This is a genomic window from Alkalibacillus haloalkaliphilus, assembly GCF_007991275.1.
In the GTDB taxonomy this organism is placed as follows: Bacteria; Bacillota; Bacilli; order Bacillales; family Alkalibacillaceae; genus Alkalibacillus; species Alkalibacillus haloalkaliphilus.
This window is the reverse complement of the sequence record NZ_BJYA01000014.1, coordinates 51,180-68,755: the sequence shown is the minus strand read 5'-3', so window position 1 is coordinate 68,755 and position 17,576 is coordinate 51,180. Positions and strand designations below refer to the sequence as shown.

Sequence of the window (17,576 nt, the reverse complement as noted above, 5' to 3'; positions counted from 1 at the left end):
ATTAATTCTAAAATCCTTGCATCATCGCTTCCATCATCATTTGTTCTAACTCTTCAAAGTCTAGAATCTCTTCATTGTCAGGATCGATTGTAAATTCGACATCTTCATTGAAGTTACTGTAAGTCGTATGTCCAGCTAAATAAATCTTAACTGACTCATCACTGTCAGGGTCTTCTAATAACAGATCCATTACGAACGAATCTTGCTCAAGTTGATCTCCATCAACAACAACAGAAAAGTCTAGCTGCTCAATGTTCATTACTTCAGAAAGCTCAGCAACTGCTTCATCTAAATCTTGTTCTACCATTGCAAGCTCTTCATCAGTAATTAGGTCATCAAACTCATTCATGAAAGCTTCTACTAAATATACAAAGTCATCTTCGTTAAACGAAACAGTGTATTCATCTCCATCGCTAGAGAAATCACTTTCGTCCTTCTGTTCAAAGAAATCAGCTAGAAGTTGTTGCATTCTTTGTTCCATTTCTTGTTGGTCAAACTCTGGTGCTTCACCTTCAAGATCTTCAAGGTCTTCTAAGTTAATTTCAAGTAACTTCCCTGCTGCCTCCTCAGGAAGTGGGAAGAACATACCTAAGTTCTCAACAATGCTATCTGTTTGGATATACATCGTTTGTGTCTCTAGGTTTTGTAAAAAAGGTACTTCAACATCAAGAGTTAGTGGTGGCATACTACCACTAAAATGGATAACCGCCTCTTGTAATTGTTGATTCGCATCATAAACTTGATCCACTTTGAACTCAAAATCATTCAGCATAGCTGAAGCTTGATCGAACATTGGGTCATTCATATCACCATTCAATTCAAAGTCTAACTCTGAAGTTGACTCATAACTTTCGGCTTCTAACAATGAGTCAAACGCGTCAACGACAACCTCTTTGTCACTACGGTCGTCTCCACAAGCTGCAAGTATTGTAACTGCAGCTAATACGGCCGCTAGTATAAGTTTTTTATACATGGATATTCCCCTCTCCTAAATAATTACAGTAACTATCTTATCACATACTACTAGTCTATGGTGACACATATTGTGAAAATTCTATAATATTAATATTCAGAATATTGTTGACCACGGTGGTCTACGTAGTTATAATTTAATTAGACCGAAGTGGTCGATTGTTATTGAGGAGGAAGTAAAAGTGACAAATACATTTGAAAACCTAGGGAAAGAAAAACGCCAAAGAATTATAAATGCTGCATTAGAGGAGTTTGCGCAACATGGCTTTGAAGAAGCCTCAACTAATCGAATCGTCAAAAAGGCCGGGATCGGTAAAGGAATGTTGTTCTATTACTTTAATAATAAGCAGGACTTATATTATTACTTAGTTAATTATTGCTTCGACTTACTACATAACAAATACTTACCGCAAATAAACTTAAATGAACCCGACCTTATTGAACGATACAGGAAAGCTACTGTTAGTAAGTTTTCTTTTTATAAAGAACACCCTAATGTATTTAACTTTTTAGGGACAATTATGTTAGCTGATGGTGACCTATTAACAGAAGATGTGCAAGAGAAATTGGACCACTTGAGAAAAGTTGGATATGACCTAGTTTATAACAATTTAGATTATAGTCGTTTTCGTGCAGATATTGACTCTGAGAAAGCGATGGAGTTAATAAAATGGGCGTTGGAAGGCTACCAGCAACAAGTGTTGGCCAATTTTAAGGGTGAAAAGATGATGGATATTGATTTGGATCAATTAAGTAATGATTTTGGTGATTACTTAGATGTGTTAAAAACGGCATTTTATAAATAATGGGAGGGGATTTGTGTGTCGGTATTAGAAACACAAGGTATAACGAAACGTTTTGGGGAAGTTGAAGCATTAAAAGGTGTTGATTTAAATGTTGGGAAAGGTGAAGTGCTCGGTTTTATAGGCCCAAACGGTGCTGGTAAATCGACGACTATTCGTGTACTACTCGGTATTATTAAGGCAAATTCAGGTGAAGCGAAAATTTTTGGTCAAGATGTATGGAAGGATGCCGTTGAACTTCATAAACGAATGGCATATGTACCAGGTGATGTTAATTTGTGGCCTAACTTAACAGGTGGGCAAGTGATTGATTACTTCATTAGTTTAAGAGGTGCTCAAGTAAATAAAGAAAGAAAGCTGGAGCTTGTCGAACGGTTTCAGCTTGATCCGACGAAGAAGTGTGGAACATATTCAAAAGGTAACCGTCAAAAAGTTGCTTTAATTGCCGCTTTTGCCGCAGAGGCTGACTTGTATATTTTAGATGAACCAACTTCAGGTTTAGACCCGCTAATGGAAAGAGTGTTTCAACAATGTGTCATAGAGGCGAAAGAGCGTGGTAGTAGTGTGCTACTGTCGAGCCATATTTTATCAGAAGTTGAAAAGCTATGTGATCACGTCGCCATTATTCGCGACGGTGCTGTCATCGAATCTGGTTCATTAACTGAACTGCGTCACTTAACGAGAACACACCTTTATATTGAGACTAAAGCTTCAGTAGACTTATCAGATGAATTAGGGGTATTTGAGTGGAAACAAGAAAAAGATGGGTACAGTTTTCAGGTGGATTCAGACTCTTTATCAAGTGTCATGAAAAAGGTTAGCGAACATGGGTTGTTAAAAGTTGAAAGTGCGCCTCCAACACTAGAAGACCTGTTTATGCGTCATTATGAAACTGGAGGTGACAATTCGTGACCAACCATTGGTTTAGAAGAGTTTTGCCCATTGCATTATGGCAATTGAAACAAGACCGTGTTCGTATTCCGGTATGGATCATGTCATTTCTAGCTGTAACGCTCACAACTGTAACATTGTTTGAATCTTTGTACCCGTCTGCAGAAGATCGAATGCAATTAGCGCATTCTGTTGTTAACCCTGCGATTACAGCACTGTTAGGCCCGGCTTACGGTGTGGACAATTACGACGTTGGTGCAATTTTGGCCCACCAAATGTTGTTGTTCACTGCTGTTGTCGTTGCAGTAATGAGTATTTTAATTGTCACAAGACATACACGTGAAGGTGAAGAAGAAGGGCGAGCTGAATTAATTAGTTCTTTGCCTGTAGGTAGGTTATCCAATCTTGTATCTACGTTGTTAGTTCAATTCATTGTATATGCAATTTTGAGTTTGTTTATTGGACTCGCGTTAGTGAGTATCAATATCCCATCTGTTACAATTGAAGGCTCCTTCCTCTACGGTGCTGCACTAGGAGTGACAGGTTTCTTTTTTGCCGCGGTTACAGCTGTTATGGCTCAGTTGTCCGAAACGGCAAGGGGTACAATGGGGTTGAGTTTTGCTGTATTGTTAACGTTTTATTTAATCCGTGCCATTGGGGATGTTTCGTATGAACCATTATCTTGGTTTTCGCCATTAGGTTGGATGTTAGAGTCCCGAGTTTTTGTCGAAAATAACTGGTGGATGATTGTATTAGTATTTGGTGTTGCAGTTTTAATTGGTATGTTTGCGATGTATTTAAACGCTATTCGTGATATCGGTGCTGGTTTGCTCCCTTCAAAATCAGGAAAGCCACACGCATCCAAATGGTTAAAGTCTCCTTTAGGCTTTACGATTCGAATGCAACGTACATCAATTATTGCTTGGAGTATAGGTATGTTTGTTTTTGGAGCGACTTACGGTTCTGTTCTAGTTGAAACAGATACTTACGTAGCTGAAATTGAAATTATGGCACAAATGCTAGGTGAAGACTTAGGGACAGGGATTGAGTTGATTGAACAGTTCATTGTCATGCTCGGAGTGATTATTTCAATTGCTGCTACAATTCCAATGATTTTATCGGTTTATCGACTGTCTAAAGAAGAGAAAAACAACCGTATTGAACAGGTCGCAGCAACAGCATTATCTAGGAGAAAACTTTTAGGATCCTATGTTGTAACTGCTTTGATCGTCAGCTTACTGGTCATGGGGTCAGCAGCTTTTGGAATGGCATTGGCTGGAACATTGACGTTGGATGAGTTAGCTTTTAGTACAGCTTTTAATGCGATTATTGTTTACTTACCTGCTACTTGGATCATGATTGGACTTGCGGCTTTATTTGTAGGCTTAGGTAAATTTAAAGGACTTACGTGGCTATATTTAGGTTATGCTTTCATCGTCGTTTACTTAGGAGGCATATTAGAGTTTCCTTCATGGATGAAATCATTATCACCTTATGAGCTTGTACCTGGTTTACCAGTAGAAGAAATGAACTGGAGTGCACTGTTTAGCTTACTAATGATTTTCGTAGCATTGATCATTATGTCGTTACAAGTTTATAGTAAAAGGGATTTAAAAGGATAAAGAAGAGGAGCTGATTTTACTCAGCTCCTTTAATATTAGTTATGAAGTACAGCATCCAATTAGCATGTCGTAATTCATCAGCTGCGATTCGTTTAAAACGGTCTTTGAAATAAGGATTTTTAATCCTGTCTGCGATGTCCAAGTATGTTTTCGCGGACTGTTGTTCTTGTTGAAAAGCGGTATGAATGGCATCAGATAAATTTGTAAGCCCTAGCTCTGTTTGTTTCGGTTGGTAAACTTGGTTCGTTAATTTGAAATAAAAATTAGAGAATTCATTTAAGTGTAGTTGCTCTTCGTTTCTAATTAAAATGACTTGCTCTTGAATCTCGATGTCCGTCGATAAAAGAGCTAATTCGTTGTAAAAACAGATTGTTTCATATTCACGGTCAATTGCTTCTTTTAAGTCTTGATGTACAGGGTTGGACTGGTCTTGTAAGTACTTACTCTTAAGTTGATGATCATGAAAATGGTGTTGATACATATACTTTCTTCCCTTCTAAAAGACATAGTTGTGTATTTTATGCGGGAAGAGATATTGGCATGATTTTAATATGAATATTTTTGAAGCCCAAGTACACGATAAGAGTAAAAGGAGTGATATAAGTAATGGAAAATGCTATTAAAAATTTAATGAGTTCAAACATTGTATCTGTTACATCAGAACAAACTGTACAAGAAGCTGCTGCTTTAATGGAACAGAATGATATTGGGGCTATTCCAGTTATTGAAAATGGTCAACTTCGCGGAATTATTACTGACCGTGACATTACTCTACGTGCAACAGCTAAAAATCAACAAGGGGATTGTCCAATTGGCCAATGTATGAGTAGTGAAATTGTTTCAGCGGATGCAAGTATGGATGTTCATCAGGCTGCACAACTAATGGCAGAAAAACAAATTAGACGTTTACCAGTAACTGAAAATGGTCAAACAGTAGGTATGTTATCAATCGGTGATTTAGCACAACAAAACATATATCGCAATGAAGCGGGAGATGCACTGTCAAACATCTCAGTCCCGCAAGCATTAAGACAGGCTGCTCAACAAGGTAATGCACAAGCAGCACAACAGCAAAATGCTCAAATGGCGCAACAACAAAACACACAGATGGCACAGCAGCAAAATAACCAAATGAATCAACAAAACAACCAAGGTATGCAATAAAAAAAGACGGCCGTTAAAGTTTAACGGCTGTCTTTTCACATTTTAGTATTCAAATACCTCACCAATATGTTCGTGTAAGTCATCATTTTCAATATGGATGATGACATGGTGTTCTCCAGTTGTATCCTCATCGAATTCTGCTTGGTAAACACCTGGTGCAGACTCACTCGCAGAGATCCATGCTCTTTGTTCCTCGTTGTCAATATGCCACACTTCAAACGTGACATCAGCATTTTCTAGTTCATGCCCTTCAAATAATACTTCAGTTGTCATATGATCATCTACCATTTCGAAATCAACAGATAACCGCTCATCAGCATCTTCTGTATGACTATGGTGATCATGTTCGTGTGGGTGACCATCAGATGTCGCTGTTTCGACATCGGAATCTCCAACAACAAGGTCATGTTGCGGCATATGGTGCTGATCACGAGCTGTAACGTGAGGCACTAAGTAAAACACACCTTCTTCTTCAAATGTGTAGCTTACTTCATAGAGCCCTTCTTCAACATGATTTCCTTCAATCATGTCACTCGACTCTTTTTGACCCTCTTGCCAGACTTCAAACATAACTTCACTAGCATCCTCAACAGGTTGTCCGTCTTGAGTTACACGAGTTGATAGTATGTTTTCACCTGTATCGATTTGTTCGTCCATTAACACTTCTACTTCAAGTGGAGCTAAAGAGTCAACTTCTTGCTCTTCTGTTGTCTCCTCATCTTGACCTCCACAGGCAGCGACTGTCACTAATAAGACAGTAACTAAAGCTAAAAGCCATTTATTCATATAAAATCCACTCCTTCCATCAGCCATTCTAACCATATAATTCAACTTTAACACGCAATTTGTCAAAAAAATCGACACGTTTTTGACGCTTTTAAGAAATATGTATGGCGAATTAGTGAAACAAGCTATGTGACAAATGTCATATTAAAGTCCTGACGTTCATGACTGTTTAATAAGAGGGGCAAAAGCGTATTATAAGAGTAAAGATGAGCGACGAGGTGAAGATATGGCAAATGCAAAATTATCAGAGCTAAGAAAGAAAATTCGTCCTTTTGAGGATGCAGATGACAAAGCAAGTTCAAAACAAATGGTTAACACTTTACCACCTTTCTTTGCATTGTGGGTACTAGCATACTTAAGTTTATCAATTTCAGTTTGGATCACGATTCCGATTGCTATTATTGCAGCTGGATTTTTAGTGCGAGTATTTATTATTTTTCATGATTGTTGTCATGGCTCTTTCTTCAAAAACCGTAAGTTAAACAACTTTGTTGGAACAGTGACCGGTATATTAACGATGTTTCCATATTCAAAGTGGAAGAGAGAACATGCGATTCACCACGCTACGAGTAGTAACCTAAACAAACGTGGCACTGGTGATGTATGGATTATGACAGTGGATGAGTATTTAAATTCATCAGCATTACAGCGATTGCAATACCGCTTGTATCGTAACCCGATAGTTATGTTCGGGTTAGGTCCAATATATATGTTGTTTATTACGAACCGTATGAATCGTAAAGATGCCAAAAAAGCTGAAAGACGAAACACATATTTAACGAATGTATCAATCCTAGGTGTTTCATTATTGTTAATTTGGTTAATAGGATTTTATGCTTTCTTCGTTATTCAATTTACGATTATGTTTGTTGCTGGTATGGCAGGTATTTGGTTGTTCTACGTTCAACACCAGTTCGAGGATTCTTATTTTGAGGATGAATCAGAATGGGATTACGTAAAAGCAGCGATTGATGGAAGTTCTTATTATAAGTTGCCACGAGTTTTACAATGGTTAACTGGCAATATTGGCTACCATCACGTTCACCATTTAAGCCCGAAAGTACCTAATTATCACTTAGAAACAGTGCATGAACAAACACCTCCATTACAGCAAGCAACAACGATTACGTTACGGTCAAGCTTGAAGTCAATTAAGTTTAGACTATATGATGAACGTAAGAAAACGTTCGTAAGCTTTAAGGAAATTAAGCAAATCATGCGCCAAAATCAAACAGTCAATTACTAAAGATTAACCACCCTAATATTTTTGGGGTGGTTATTTTTACATAACATCATTAAGTCAGTTATATATGGCAGAAATCAATGGTACAAAATGGTATGATGAAATAAAGAAGAATGAAGCAGGTGACCTAGTAGATGCAAAATTGGTTCAATATTATACCGCGCAATTTAAGTTTAAATATATATGTATGGGTGATTTTTAGCTTTTTACCGTTTTTCTTCATTTTTAGATCAAATTCATTAGTAGAAATCATTTTAGGAATAGTATCCATTTTAACTTTCTTTTTGGCTTATCGTCTGTCATTTATGTCTGACGGTTGGCCAGTATATGTATGGGTTTCAATTAAAATTGTTATTAGTGTAGGAATGACGTTGTTTTACGGTTATGTTTACGTTTCGTTGTTTTTAGCTTATTTCATCGGGAACATTCAACAGAAAGCGGGATTCTTAACGTTATATATCATTCACTTAGTAACGACATTGGCAGCTGTTTATGGAAGCTTCTTCACTCAAACGGAGCTGTTCTTTACCCAATTACCGTTTATCATTATTACAGTGATCGGAGTTGTACTACTTCCCTTTAATACATACAACCGAATTAAACGTGAGAAATTGGAAGGTGAATTAGAAGATGCTAATCAGAAGATTTCTCAGTTAATCGTTTTTGAAGAAAGACAACGAATTGCCCGTGATCTACATGACACATTAGGACAAAAGCTGTCATTAATAGGTTTGAAAAGTGACTTAGCTGGAAAGTTGGTCACCGTGGATCAAAATAAAGCGATTGAGGAGATGCAAGATATAAACCAAACGGCTAGAACCGCTCTAAAAGAAGTGCGAGATATGGTAAGTGATATGAGGGGGATTAAGCTTGAGGAAGAAATTGAACACGTTAAACAATTGTTAGATGCAGCAGAGATTGAGTACAAAATAGAAGGTGACCACAGTTTAAAAGATACCCCATTATTAATAGAAGATGTGGCAAGCATGTGCTTGAAAGAAGCGGTAACTAATGTAGTGAAACATAGTCAGGCAACTTTTTGCCAAATTAAAATTGTTGAGAAAGTTGAACAGCTAGAAATAGTCATTGAGGATAATGGAGTGGGGATCCCTGATGAAGTGTTAGAGTCGTCTAATAGTGGTATTCGTGGAATGCGTGAACGTTTAGAATTTGTGAATGGTGTGCTTGAAGTTAATGGAAAACAAGGTGCAATGTTAAAGATCTTGATTCCGAAAGCAGTTAAACAAGATGATACTGGGGTGGTTAGATGATCCGAATAGTATTAGCTGAAGACCAAGGAATGCTCCTTGGTGCATTAGGGTCGTTATTAGATTTAGAGTCTGATATGGAAGTTGTAGGAAAAGCACATAATGGTGAAGAAGCAGTGCAAATGGTTAAAGAACTTAAACCAGATATTTGTATTATGGACATTGAAATGCCTGTGAAGACCGGGCTTGATGCTGCAGAAGAGTTAGTTGAAGAAAATTGCAAAGTTATTATATTAACGACTTTCGCAAGAGCTGGTTACTTTGAAAGGGCGCGTCAGGCTAGTGTTTCAGGATACTTGTTGAAAGATGGTCCGAGTGAAGAATTAGCAAGTTCGATTAGAACAATTATGAACGGGCGAAAAGTGTATGCCCCAGAGCTAATCGATTTGGCTTATGACCAAGTGAATCCACTTACAGAAAGAGAAGTGCAAGTGGTTAAGTTAATAGCAGAAGGTAAAAGCACTAAAGAAATTGCCCAAGAGTTATATTTAACGCATGGTACGGTTAGAAATTATATTTCAATCGTTTTTGATAAGCTTGAAGTAAGCAACCGGATCGAGGCTATTTCAAAGGTAAAAGAAAAAGGATGGCTATCATCATGAAAAGAATCCGAGATTACGGTATTAATATAGGAACACTTCCGACTGGCAAACGAAATGAAATTACAGATGTAGAAGGTGTGAAAGTTGGCCATGAAACGATTAGTTCTGGTGAAGTTCAAACAGGTGTAACAGCCATAATTCCGGCTAATGATAACTTGTTTCAAAACAAACTGATCGCAGCAAGCCATGTTTTTAACGGTTTTGGAAAGACGACAGGCCTTGTTCAATTGAATGAATTAGGTACGTTAGAGACGCCAATTTTACTAACGAATACGTTAAGTGTAGGGACGTGTACGACAGCACTTGTGCGTTATATGTTAGAACAAGACGAAACAATTGGGAATACAACAGGTACAGTGAACCCAGTTGTTGGCGAGTGTAATGATATGGTATTAAATAACATTCGAAGCCTTCAACTATCAGAGGAAGATGCGTTCAAGGCGCTACAAAGTGCACAAGAAGAGGTTGTCGAAGGTAGTGTCGGTGCAGGTCGTGGCATGAAATGTTTCGGATTGAAAGGTGGAATTGGTACATCCTCTCGTAAGCTTACATATGAACATGGTGATTACACCTTTGGGATCTTAGTTTTATCTAATTTTGGGAAGTTAGAAGAATTCCGGCTAAATGGTAAACAAGTGGGGATGCAATTAAAAGATCAGTTTAACAGTGAAATTGATGAGACTGACAAAGGATCCATAATGATGATTGTAGCAACCGATTTACCTGTTACTTCTCAGCAATTAAAAAGAATAGTTAAGCGAACAGGTAATGGTTTAAGTAGGACGGGTTCATTTATGGGGAATGGTAGTGGTGATGTCGCTATAGGATACTCAACAGCTAATCGTGTTCCACATTCCTCTAGTGTAACCCAAATGTCAGTTGTCCACGAGAATGATTTGGACCAAGCTTTTCAAGCAGTCGCTGATGCAACTGAAGAAGCAATTTTAAATTCAATGGTTATGGCTGAGGCAGTAACTGGACGAAATGAAATAACGCTCCATTCGTTATCTAATTATATAGAAGGTATCATTTAAGGAGGGAGCATTGAATGGGGATGAAGTTTAAAGGTAAGGAAAAGAGAACAAGGTCCAGGTTTACGGAGTTTCTCTTAACGTCCATTGATGTGTTGTTAGTTATTCCGAGGTTAATCATAGCACTAGTTCGAAGCATTTTTTGAAGTGGGGTGTATTTATGGAGGACTTAAACGAATTAAATAAATGTGATGCTTTAGCACAAAAAGAATTAATTAATCGTGGTGAAGTATCAGTGAGTGAAATGACAAGCTACTACATAGATCGTATTAAGATGTTAAATCCGATACTCAATGCTGTTGTTCACCCGATGTTTGACCAAGCTATCTCGCAATCTAATGAAAAGCAAAATGTCGATCATCCATTAGCCGGTCTTCCTTTGTTAATTAAAGACCTTAATCCAATTGCTAATGAACCTTTCACGAATGGATCAAAGCTCCAAGAAGGTTTTGTTGCTAAAGAAGATGACGTCTTTGTTCAAAGGTACCGTGAAGCGGGCTTGAACTTTCTTGGAAAAACGAATACACCTGAGTTTGGCTTTTTGCCTATTACTGAACCTGAATTGCACGGCCCTGCTCACAACCCTTGGGAATTAACTCGTTCACCAGGTGGGTCGAGTGGTGGTTCGGCAGCGGCTGTGGCAGCAGGAATGGTCCCTTTTGCACATGCTAATGATGGTGGCGGTTCAATAAGAATGCCAGCATCAACTTGTGGCTTATTTGGCTTTAAACCATCACGAGGGCAAATACCAATTTCACCATATATTAATCAAATATCCGTCAATCATGCTGTCACACGTTCTGTTCGTGATAGTGCAGCTTTATTAGATGTTATTAAGGGTGGGACAGACTTAGAACTTTACCCGACTTATGAAACGAGTAAGACGTTTTTAAGCTCAACACAAAAGGAGCCTAGAGTGTTGAGAATTGGGGTTACTCCTGATTGGAATGGACAAGTCACCATCGATGAGGAAACAAAAAAAGCATTCGATCAGATGGTTAAATTACTTTCTGACTTAGGACATGAAGTTGAAGAGGTAACAGTACCAATGAGTTTTAATTCTTATACAGAAAACTTTATCAAAATATGGGCAGGTTCAGGCGCTGTCGCAATAGATCATTTAAGTAAAATGACAGGACAAGAGCCTTCAATGGATAAATTAGAAGCTTTATCATATGAGATTTATAAAGCAGGAAAACAGATGACAGCTTTTGACTATGAAGAAGCACGTGTCATGCTACAGCTAGAATCGAAGAAATTCTTGTCACTGTATGGACAGTACGACCTTCTTCTTACACCTGTATTGAATAGAGTTCCTGTTAAAACAGGGGAGTTAAAGCAAGAATCAATTGAAGCTTTAACGAATAATATGGTTAGCTATTGTAGTTTCACACCGATTGCTAATGCAACAGGACAACCTGCTATGAGTGTGCCTGGCTATTGGACAGATGACAATGTACCGATTGGGATGCAGTTCAAAGCTAATGTAGGTGAAGATCATCTTCTCTTTCAACTTGCGAGCCAAATTGAGCAAGCTAAACCTTGGTTTTACAAATATGAGGAACTAAATGCACAGTTAATGCAAAGTGCCAATTAAAAAGGATGCCGCAAGTGGTGCGGCATCCTTTATATATTTTAATGGACCATCGCGTCGTAGGCTTGAATTAATCCGTTACCGTAATGGTTTCCACTACCTAAAGGTTTAGCTGTTTGGTTTAGAACACTTCTTAGTTGAGCGTTCGAATAATGAGGTCTATAGTGCCATACAAGTGCAGCAACACCAGCAACATGAGGTGATGCCATTGAAGTACCGTTTAAAGATGAGTAGTTGTTGTTAGGATATGTGCTTAAAACGTCAACACCAGGTGCTGAGATTTCGACGGCAGGTCCAGTACTTGAGAATGAAGCGCGATTTTCATTTTGGTCAACGGCTGCAACAGCCATAACTGAATCATATTGTGCTGGATATCCTACGTTATCGCCAGATCCCCAAGCGTTACCGCTATTACCCGCAGCAGCTACGACTAAAATACCTTGGTTGTAAGCATAATCACTGTATGCCTGTAAGATTGATGAATGAGTTGGTCCACCTAAAGACATGTTAATAATGTCCATGTTATTTATGATTGACCATTCAATCCCTTGGGCAATGCCAGAGTATGAACCGCCACCGTTACTATCTAATACTTTAACCGCATATAAATTAGCTTGTGGTGCAACGCCTAGAACGCCAAGGTTATTATCTAAAGCGGCAACTGTCCCAGCAACATGTGTACCGTGACCACTCCCATCATAATACGGATCACTTTCTGGCCAGTTACTAAAGACAGAGTGTCCACCAGAAACATTTAAATCTTCATGGCTAGCATCAATTCCTGTATCTAAAATCGCAACATCAACACCTTGACCATAGTAACCAAAGGGGTGAACGTCAGTTGCTTGAACAGATTGAATGCCATACGGTACATCTTGATAGTAAGCCTCAGCCTCAGCATTTTCCTCTATATGCTTAATTTGTGGGTGATTATCAACTAATCTAGCTTGTTTTTCTGTTAACTCAATATGATAGACTGGCAAAATCTCTGACTTAAATAGAATATCGTCTTCCTCAACATCAAAAGACTGCAAGATTCCTTTTTCTGCTGGACCATCAAACATGATTAAATAATCGTCTTTTTCATTCGAACTATCAGCTGAAACAGTAACTTGTAGCGCGAATAAAATCGCTACAGTCAAAAACGCAATTAAAAACTTCTTCATTTAAACACTCCTAATTTAAGATTTATAGATTATGTTTAAGTCTAGTGAGAGATTGCTTCAAAAGACTGAACTAACCCATGACCGTAACGGTGTGAAGGTCCAAGGTTTTGAGCAGTTTGTTGCAGTAATTCACGCAGTTCAGTATTAGATAAATGAGGTTTTGCATCCCAAACTTGTGCTGCAACACCTGCTACATGGGGTGCAGCCATTGATGTACCATTATAAGAGTCATAGTTGTCTCCAGGAACAGTACTTAAAACGTTCACACCAGGTGCAGAAAGCTCTACAGCTGGTCCTGTACTAGAGAATGTGGCGCGGTTGTTGTTTTGATCTATTGCTGCAACAGCAATAGCTGAGTCATATTTTGCAGGATAGCCCACTGAGTCATTGTTTCCACCGCGGTTGCCACTATTACCTGCAGCTGCTACAACTAATACGCCTTCATCATTTGCTAAGTCTGTGTATGCCTCTAAAATTGATGAACTTTGAGAGCCACCTAAACTCATATTTACAATGTCCATATCATTTTGAATGGACCACTCTAGACCTTCAGCAATACCAGCGTAAGAACCGCTACCACTATTATTTAGTACTTTAACAGCATATAGGTCAGATTGAGGTGCTACACCTAGAACACCGACATTGTTGTCTAAAGCCGCGACTGTACCAGCTACATGTGTACCGTGACCACTGCCATCATAGAATGGGTCGTTGTTAGCACTGTCATCAAAAACAGAATAACCACCAACAACGTTTAAATCTTCATGAGAAGCATCAATCCCAGTATCTAAAATGGCTACTTTAACACCATTCCCAGTATAACCAGCATCTTGGGCAGTAGTCCCTTGTACGTGTGGGACACCCCAAGGAACAGTTTGACTAAACGCCTTAGCATCAGCGTTACTTTCGACATGCTCAATGTGAGGGTGGTTTTGTAGACCGTTTGCTTGCCCGTCAGTTAAGTTGAGGTGATAAACAGGAAGTAAATCAAAGCTGTGTAAAACATCTTCGTCATCTACACCGAACGCTTTTAAAATTCCTGATTTAGCAGGTCCGTCGAACATCACCAGGTAATCAGATTTCTCTTCTTGCGTTTCAGCTGCAAACACGTGTTGGAAGGGGATGAACAATAATAGAATGGTACTTAAAACAATAAGAAGCTTTTTCATGAGATCCTCCTCTAAAATTGGTATGCTCTGCATAACCAAATTTTCTGTTGAAGAGAATGCAGGAAATTAAGTAGGGTGAAAGGGTGTATATAAATAGAAGAATAACAGAGCTCTTTAGGTAAAACTTATAACGCTTCTTTTTGCACCTCCTAATTCAAAATCATCTAAATATTAGCATAAATAACTGTGTCGCGTTAATGGTTAAAAAGGATGAAATGGAGAATGGGAAGGTTTGTGTCCAGCCGTATAAGTGAAACTATTAACCTACAAAATTATTCCATAATGTGGTAATTATAATTTGTGAAAGTAATTGGATATTAACGAGGGAATGTGTACTGTGTGTATAATTTTAGTCATTTTAAATGGATTTATTGTAGAACGAGTGTTTGCGAGGAATTAATTATAATTTAGTAAATATGTAACTAAAAAAACTATTTTACATTTTAAAGGATAGATACATTGTAGTGTTTCGGTAAATATATCGGTTTAAGTAGACAGACTAAAAGGTTTGTAGGTTAAAACATAGGTCATTTAGTAGGTAAACTGTAAAATAATGTATAACATAACTAAGTATACTACTAGGACATTTTATGAAAAAAACCTACCCTTATAAAAAGGGTAGGTGGGGAAGGGTTAATCAAAATTACTCTTGAATAGCATCTAACGATTGGACAAGGCCATGACCATATTGGTGTGCTGGTCCTAAATCCAATGCAGTATCGTTAAGGAGGGAGCGTAATTCTTCATTTGTAAGTTCAGGTTTTGTTTGCCAAACTTGAGCTGCAACACCTGCAACGTGAGGGGCAGCCATTGATGTACCGCTAAATGAGTCATACCCATCACCAGGTACTGTACTTAGGACATCAACACCTGGTGCTGCAATTTCAACAGCATCACCAGTGCTTGAGAATGTAGCGCGATCATTGTTTTCATCAACTGCAGCAACGGCCATAGCTGATTCATAATTTGCAGGATAACCTACAGTTTCGTTGTTACCACCACGGTTACCATCATTTCCAGCTGCTGCAACGACTAAGCTACCTTCATCATAAGCTAGGTCGGTATAATCTTCTAATATATCAGAGCTTTGAGATCCACCTAGGCTCATGTTAATAATGTCCATATCATTTTGGATTGCCCATTCAATACCTTCAGCAATACCAGCGTAAGAACCACTACCGTTATTGTCTAACACTTTCACAGCGTATACGTCCGTTTCCGGTGCTACGCCAATAACGCCAAGGTCGTTGTCTAGGGCTGCTACCGTTCCAGCTACGTGTGTTCCGTGACCATTAGCGTCATAATACGGGTCACTATTTTCTGCATCGTCAAAAACGGAATAACCACCAGCTACATTAAGGTCTTCATGAGTGTTGTCAATACCAGTGTCTAATACAGCAACGCTGACACCTTCACCTGTATGCCCTTCTTCTTGGGCATCATTACCTTGAACGTGAGGAACACCCCAAGGTTCTGTTTGTGATAATGCTTCAGCTTCAGCATTTTCTTCAACGAACTCAACTTGCGGATGATTTTCTAAACCGTTAGCTTGGTTTTCAGATAAGTTAATATGATATACGGGGAGTAACTCATAAGCATGTAAAACATCTTCATCCTCAACACCAAACGCTTCTAATAATCCTTGCTCAGCTGGTCCGTTGAATTTAACTAAGTAGTCCTCACTTTTTTGTTCACTCTCTGCTGCAAATCCTGTTTGTAAGGGTGCTGTAAGTAGTGCTAACGTTCCGACTGCTGCGACTAATTTCTTCATAAAATCCTCCTTTAAAGTATAAAAACTTTATGACAGTCTTGGTGCAGTAGAGTGAAAAAATCGTTAACTATTCGAGTATTTTCGACAACACCTCCCAAAATTCGAATTGTTAAAATATTAGCACATATTGGTTTGGTATGTTAATGGTGAAAAAGGATGAATTATAATAACCATTGTAAGTCATTAAGTAGTTTGAAAACGCTAATCATTTACCTTTTTATTCCACTTAGGTAAATTAAAAAGCCTTCCAATAAAGGAAGACTAAGAAAGTAGGTTATTTATAACGGCTTGTAGTTTTTCTGCGTAATGCTTCCGATCTTCGACTGTAAAAGCTTTTGGCCCTTTTGTTCGCTGTCCGCTTTTTCTTGCCATGGCATTCACATAGCGTGATTGTAAAAGTTGATCGATGTTTTTCTCTGAGTATAAGAATCCTTTTTGATGGATAACTGTACACCCTTTCGGAAGTGTGAGAGAAGCAAGTCCGTAATCTTGTGTAACGATTAAATCGCCACTTTTAGCTTGCTGCATAATTTTATAATCGGCAGCTTCTGCTTCAGAGTCAACGTATATTGTTTCAACACCATCTTGTTGATCAAAAGGTGAGAAGTGGGCGAAGCTTTTAACTAACAAGACAGGTATATTGTATTTCTTTGCTTCGGTAATGGTCTCTTCAGTAACAGGACATGCATCAGCATCAATGATGATTTTCATAGGTCAACTCCTAACAAATAATTTAATTTTTATAGGTGAAAAGTTGTGTTTTCTAGTCGAAATAACAAGTATAATGTAATTTAAGATTAACGTCTTAAATTAAAGGGGGATATTATAATGTCTGATGTGTCAAAGTATATTATATTTCAACTTAATCATGAACGATTCGCCATTAATATTCAACAAGTAAGGTCCATTGAGAAAATGCCAGAACTAACAACGATGCCACAGATGCCTCAAGCAATGAAAGGAATCTTTGAACTAAGAGGTGCAATTACACCTGTCATTGATCTAAAAGAAAAGTTAGAAATGGGACTAGCTGAACAAACGGAGGAAACTCGTCTTTTAGTGTTAACTATTGATGGGAAACAGTTAGGTGTTATCGTTGATAAGGCTACTGAAGTGGTTGATCTAAATGAAGAAACAATTGAACCACCACCTGAAATGGTTGCAAACGTTGAGCGTGAGTATATTACTGGAGTAGCTAATCAAGAAGGTCAGTTGATCGTAATATTAGATTTAGATCGTGTTTTAGACTATGAAGAGTTTAATGTGAAGTCGTAAAGCAAGCTTTTATAGTACAGAGAACTTATTTAGATAGCTGGAGAACCTAGTATGTAAATCAGTCAGTGTAAAGGATCGTCGAATTCTATAATTTGGCGATTTTTTATGTTTAAAAAGTTAGCACAATAACCATTATAAGAGTTAATTGTCAAAAAATACAAACTATGTATTAGTAGTCATTTAATCTACATAATAAAAGTATATGAACTTAACTTGAAG

At 38.1% G+C, this 17,576-nt stretch carries 17 protein-coding genes; 10 read left to right on the top strand and 7 right to left on the bottom strand.

The genetic code is table 11. The features are described from left to right. Nucleotides 1–7 precede the first annotated feature (7 nt). Entirely contained in the window at nucleotides 8–973 is a 966-nt protein-coding gene (locus AHA02nite_RS10460) for a DUF6612 family protein (protein WP_146817075.1), read from the bottom strand. Between the two features lie 181 nt (nucleotides 974–1,154). Here AHA02nite_RS10460 and AHA02nite_RS10455 point away from each other — a divergent pair, with 181 nt between their 5' ends. The 3 genes from AHA02nite_RS10455 to AHA02nite_RS10445 are packed head-to-tail and all read left to right on the top strand — an operon-like array spanning nucleotide 1,155 to nucleotide 4,288. Next, the gene (locus tag AHA02nite_RS10455; protein WP_146817073.1) at nucleotides 1,155–1,778 is read left to right on the top strand and encodes a TetR/AcrR family transcriptional regulator; all 624 of its coding nucleotides are present in this window, start codon (nucleotides 1,155–1,157) and stop codon (nucleotides 1,776–1,778) included. A gap of 15 nt (nucleotides 1,779–1,793) precedes the next feature. After that, nucleotides 1,794–2,687 (top strand): ABC transporter ATP-binding protein, encoded by an 894-nt coding sequence (locus AHA02nite_RS10450; RefSeq protein WP_146817071.1) that lies wholly within the window; start codon nucleotides 1,794–1,796, stop codon nucleotides 2,685–2,687. Next, on the top strand, nucleotides 2,684–4,288 hold the full coding sequence (locus tag AHA02nite_RS10445) for an ABC transporter permease (protein WP_146817069.1): 1,605 nt from the start codon (nucleotides 2,684–2,686) through the stop codon (nucleotides 4,286–4,288). Before AHA02nite_RS10450 ends, AHA02nite_RS10445 begins: the two co-directional genes overlap by 4 nt. A gap of 16 nt (nucleotides 4,289–4,304) precedes the next feature. On the opposite strand, the gene AHA02nite_RS10440 is transcribed toward AHA02nite_RS10445, so the two are convergent. Further along, nucleotides 4,305–4,769 carry a ferritin family protein gene (locus AHA02nite_RS10440; protein WP_146817067.1) on the bottom strand — a complete coding sequence of 155 codons (465 nt, stop codon included), beginning with the start codon at nucleotides 4,767–4,769 and terminating at the stop codon, nucleotides 4,305–4,307. A gap of 125 nt (nucleotides 4,770–4,894) precedes the next feature. On the opposite strand from AHA02nite_RS10440, the gene AHA02nite_RS10435 reads away from it, so the two are divergent. Continuing rightward, on the top strand, nucleotides 4,895–5,452 hold the full coding sequence (locus tag AHA02nite_RS10435; protein WP_146817065.1) for a CBS domain-containing protein: 558 nt from the start codon (nucleotides 4,895–4,897) through the stop codon (nucleotides 5,450–5,452). 42 nt (nucleotides 5,453–5,494) lie between these two features. Here the strand turns inward: AHA02nite_RS10435 and AHA02nite_RS10430 are convergent, their stop codons facing one another. After that, nucleotides 5,495–6,238, bottom strand: coding sequence for a FixH family protein (locus AHA02nite_RS10430; RefSeq protein ID WP_170236067.1), 744 nt, complete (start codon nucleotides 6,236–6,238; stop codon nucleotides 5,495–5,497). 226 nt (nucleotides 6,239–6,464) lie between these two features. Between AHA02nite_RS10430 and AHA02nite_RS10425 the strand changes: the two genes are divergently transcribed. From AHA02nite_RS10425 to AHA02nite_RS10405, 5 genes are all read left to right on the top strand, one after another. Beyond that, a complete protein-coding gene (locus tag AHA02nite_RS10425; RefSeq protein ID WP_146817062.1) occupies nucleotides 6,465–7,484 on the top strand; it encodes a fatty acid desaturase in 1,020 nt (339 codons plus the stop codon). Between the two features lie 131 nt (nucleotides 7,485–7,615). Further along, the gene (locus AHA02nite_RS10420) at nucleotides 7,616–8,752 is read left to right on the top strand and encodes a sensor histidine kinase (protein WP_146817060.1); all 1,137 of its coding nucleotides are present in this window, start codon (nucleotides 7,616–7,618) and stop codon (nucleotides 8,750–8,752) included. Continuing rightward, entirely contained in the window at nucleotides 8,749–9,351 is a 603-nt protein-coding gene (locus AHA02nite_RS10415) for a response regulator transcription factor (RefSeq protein WP_146817058.1), read from the top strand. The genes AHA02nite_RS10420 and AHA02nite_RS10415 overlap by 4 nt, the downstream gene beginning before the upstream one ends. Further along, the gene (locus AHA02nite_RS10410) at nucleotides 9,348–10,385 is read left to right on the top strand and encodes a DmpA family aminopeptidase (RefSeq protein WP_146817056.1); all 1,038 of its coding nucleotides are present in this window, start codon (nucleotides 9,348–9,350) and stop codon (nucleotides 10,383–10,385) included. The genes AHA02nite_RS10415 and AHA02nite_RS10410 overlap by 4 nt, the downstream gene beginning before the upstream one ends. A 157-nt stretch (nucleotides 10,386–10,542) precedes the next feature. Then, nucleotides 10,543–11,979 carry an amidase gene (locus tag AHA02nite_RS10405; RefSeq protein WP_146817054.1) on the top strand — a complete coding sequence of 479 codons (1,437 nt, stop codon included), beginning with the start codon at nucleotides 10,543–10,545 and terminating at the stop codon, nucleotides 11,977–11,979. Nucleotides 11,980–12,017: 38 nt separating this feature from the next. Here AHA02nite_RS10405 and AHA02nite_RS10400 read toward each other — a convergent pair whose 3' ends face one another. The 4 genes from AHA02nite_RS10400 to AHA02nite_RS10385 form a co-directional block, all read right to left on the bottom strand. Further along, on the bottom strand, nucleotides 12,018–13,142 hold the full coding sequence (locus AHA02nite_RS10400; RefSeq protein WP_146817052.1) for a S8 family peptidase: 1,125 nt from the start codon (nucleotides 13,140–13,142) through the stop codon (nucleotides 12,018–12,020). Nucleotides 13,143–13,183: 41 nt separating this feature from the next. Continuing rightward, nucleotides 13,184–14,311, bottom strand: a complete 1,128-nt coding sequence (locus AHA02nite_RS10395; protein ID WP_146817050.1) for a S8 family peptidase — start codon at nucleotides 14,309–14,311, stop codon at nucleotides 13,184–13,186. 643 nt (nucleotides 14,312–14,954) lie between these two features. Next, on the bottom strand, nucleotides 14,955–16,082 hold the full coding sequence (locus AHA02nite_RS10390; protein WP_146817048.1) for a S8 family peptidase: 1,128 nt from the start codon (nucleotides 16,080–16,082) through the stop codon (nucleotides 14,955–14,957). Between the two features lie 261 nt (nucleotides 16,083–16,343). Continuing rightward, nucleotides 16,344–16,793 (bottom strand): YaiI/YqxD family protein, encoded by a 450-nt coding sequence (locus tag AHA02nite_RS10385; RefSeq protein ID WP_146817046.1) that lies wholly within the window; start codon nucleotides 16,791–16,793, stop codon nucleotides 16,344–16,346. Nucleotides 16,794–16,910: 117 nt separating this feature from the next. On the opposite strand from AHA02nite_RS10385, the gene AHA02nite_RS10380 reads away from it, so the two are divergent. Beyond that, a complete protein-coding gene (locus tag AHA02nite_RS10380; protein ID WP_146817045.1) occupies nucleotides 16,911–17,357 on the top strand; it encodes a chemotaxis protein CheW in 447 nt (148 codons plus the stop codon). Nucleotides 17,358–17,576: the final 219 nt, after the last annotated feature.

What these genes read in the sequence shown, in the direction of transcription:
- AHA02nite_RS10460 (WP_146817075.1), bottom strand. Translation starts at nt 973, where the DNA reads ATGTATAAAAAACTTATACTAGCGGCCGTATTAGCTGCAGTTACAATA.
- AHA02nite_RS10440 (WP_146817067.1), bottom strand. Translation starts at nt 4,769, where the DNA reads ATGTATCAACACCATTTTCATGATCATCAACTTAAGAGTAAGTACTTA.
- AHA02nite_RS10435 (WP_146817065.1), top strand. Translation starts at nt 4,895, where the DNA reads ATGGAAAATGCTATTAAAAATTTAATGAGTTCAAACATTGTATCTGTT.
- AHA02nite_RS10430 (WP_170236067.1), bottom strand. Translation starts at nt 6,238, where the DNA reads ATGAATAAATGGCTTTTAGCTTTAGTTACTGTCTTATTAGTGACAGTC.
- AHA02nite_RS10425 (WP_146817062.1), top strand. Translation starts at nt 6,465, where the DNA reads ATGGCAAATGCAAAATTATCAGAGCTAAGAAAGAAAATTCGTCCTTTT.
- AHA02nite_RS10420 (WP_146817060.1), top strand. Translation starts at nt 7,616, where the DNA reads ATGCAAAATTGGTTCAATATTATACCGCGCAATTTAAGTTTAAATATA.
- AHA02nite_RS10415 (WP_146817058.1), top strand. Translation starts at nt 8,749, where the DNA reads ATGATCCGAATAGTATTAGCTGAAGACCAAGGAATGCTCCTTGGTGCA.
- AHA02nite_RS10410 (WP_146817056.1), top strand. Translation starts at nt 9,348, where the DNA reads ATGAAAAGAATCCGAGATTACGGTATTAATATAGGAACACTTCCGACT.
- AHA02nite_RS10405 (WP_146817054.1), top strand. Translation starts at nt 10,543, where the DNA reads ATGGAGGACTTAAACGAATTAAATAAATGTGATGCTTTAGCACAAAAA.
- AHA02nite_RS10400 (WP_146817052.1), bottom strand. Translation starts at nt 13,142, where the DNA reads ATGAAGAAGTTTTTAATTGCGTTTTTGACTGTAGCGATTTTATTCGCG.
- AHA02nite_RS10395 (WP_146817050.1), bottom strand. Translation starts at nt 14,311, where the DNA reads ATGAAAAAGCTTCTTATTGTTTTAAGTACCATTCTATTATTGTTCATC.
- AHA02nite_RS10390 (WP_146817048.1), bottom strand. Translation starts at nt 16,082, where the DNA reads ATGAAGAAATTAGTCGCAGCAGTCGGAACGTTAGCACTACTTACAGCA.
- AHA02nite_RS10385 (WP_146817046.1), bottom strand. Translation starts at nt 16,793, where the DNA reads ATGAAAATCATCATTGATGCTGATGCATGTCCTGTTACTGAAGAGACC.
- AHA02nite_RS10380 (WP_146817045.1), top strand. Translation starts at nt 16,911, where the DNA reads ATGTCTGATGTGTCAAAGTATATTATATTTCAACTTAATCATGAACGA.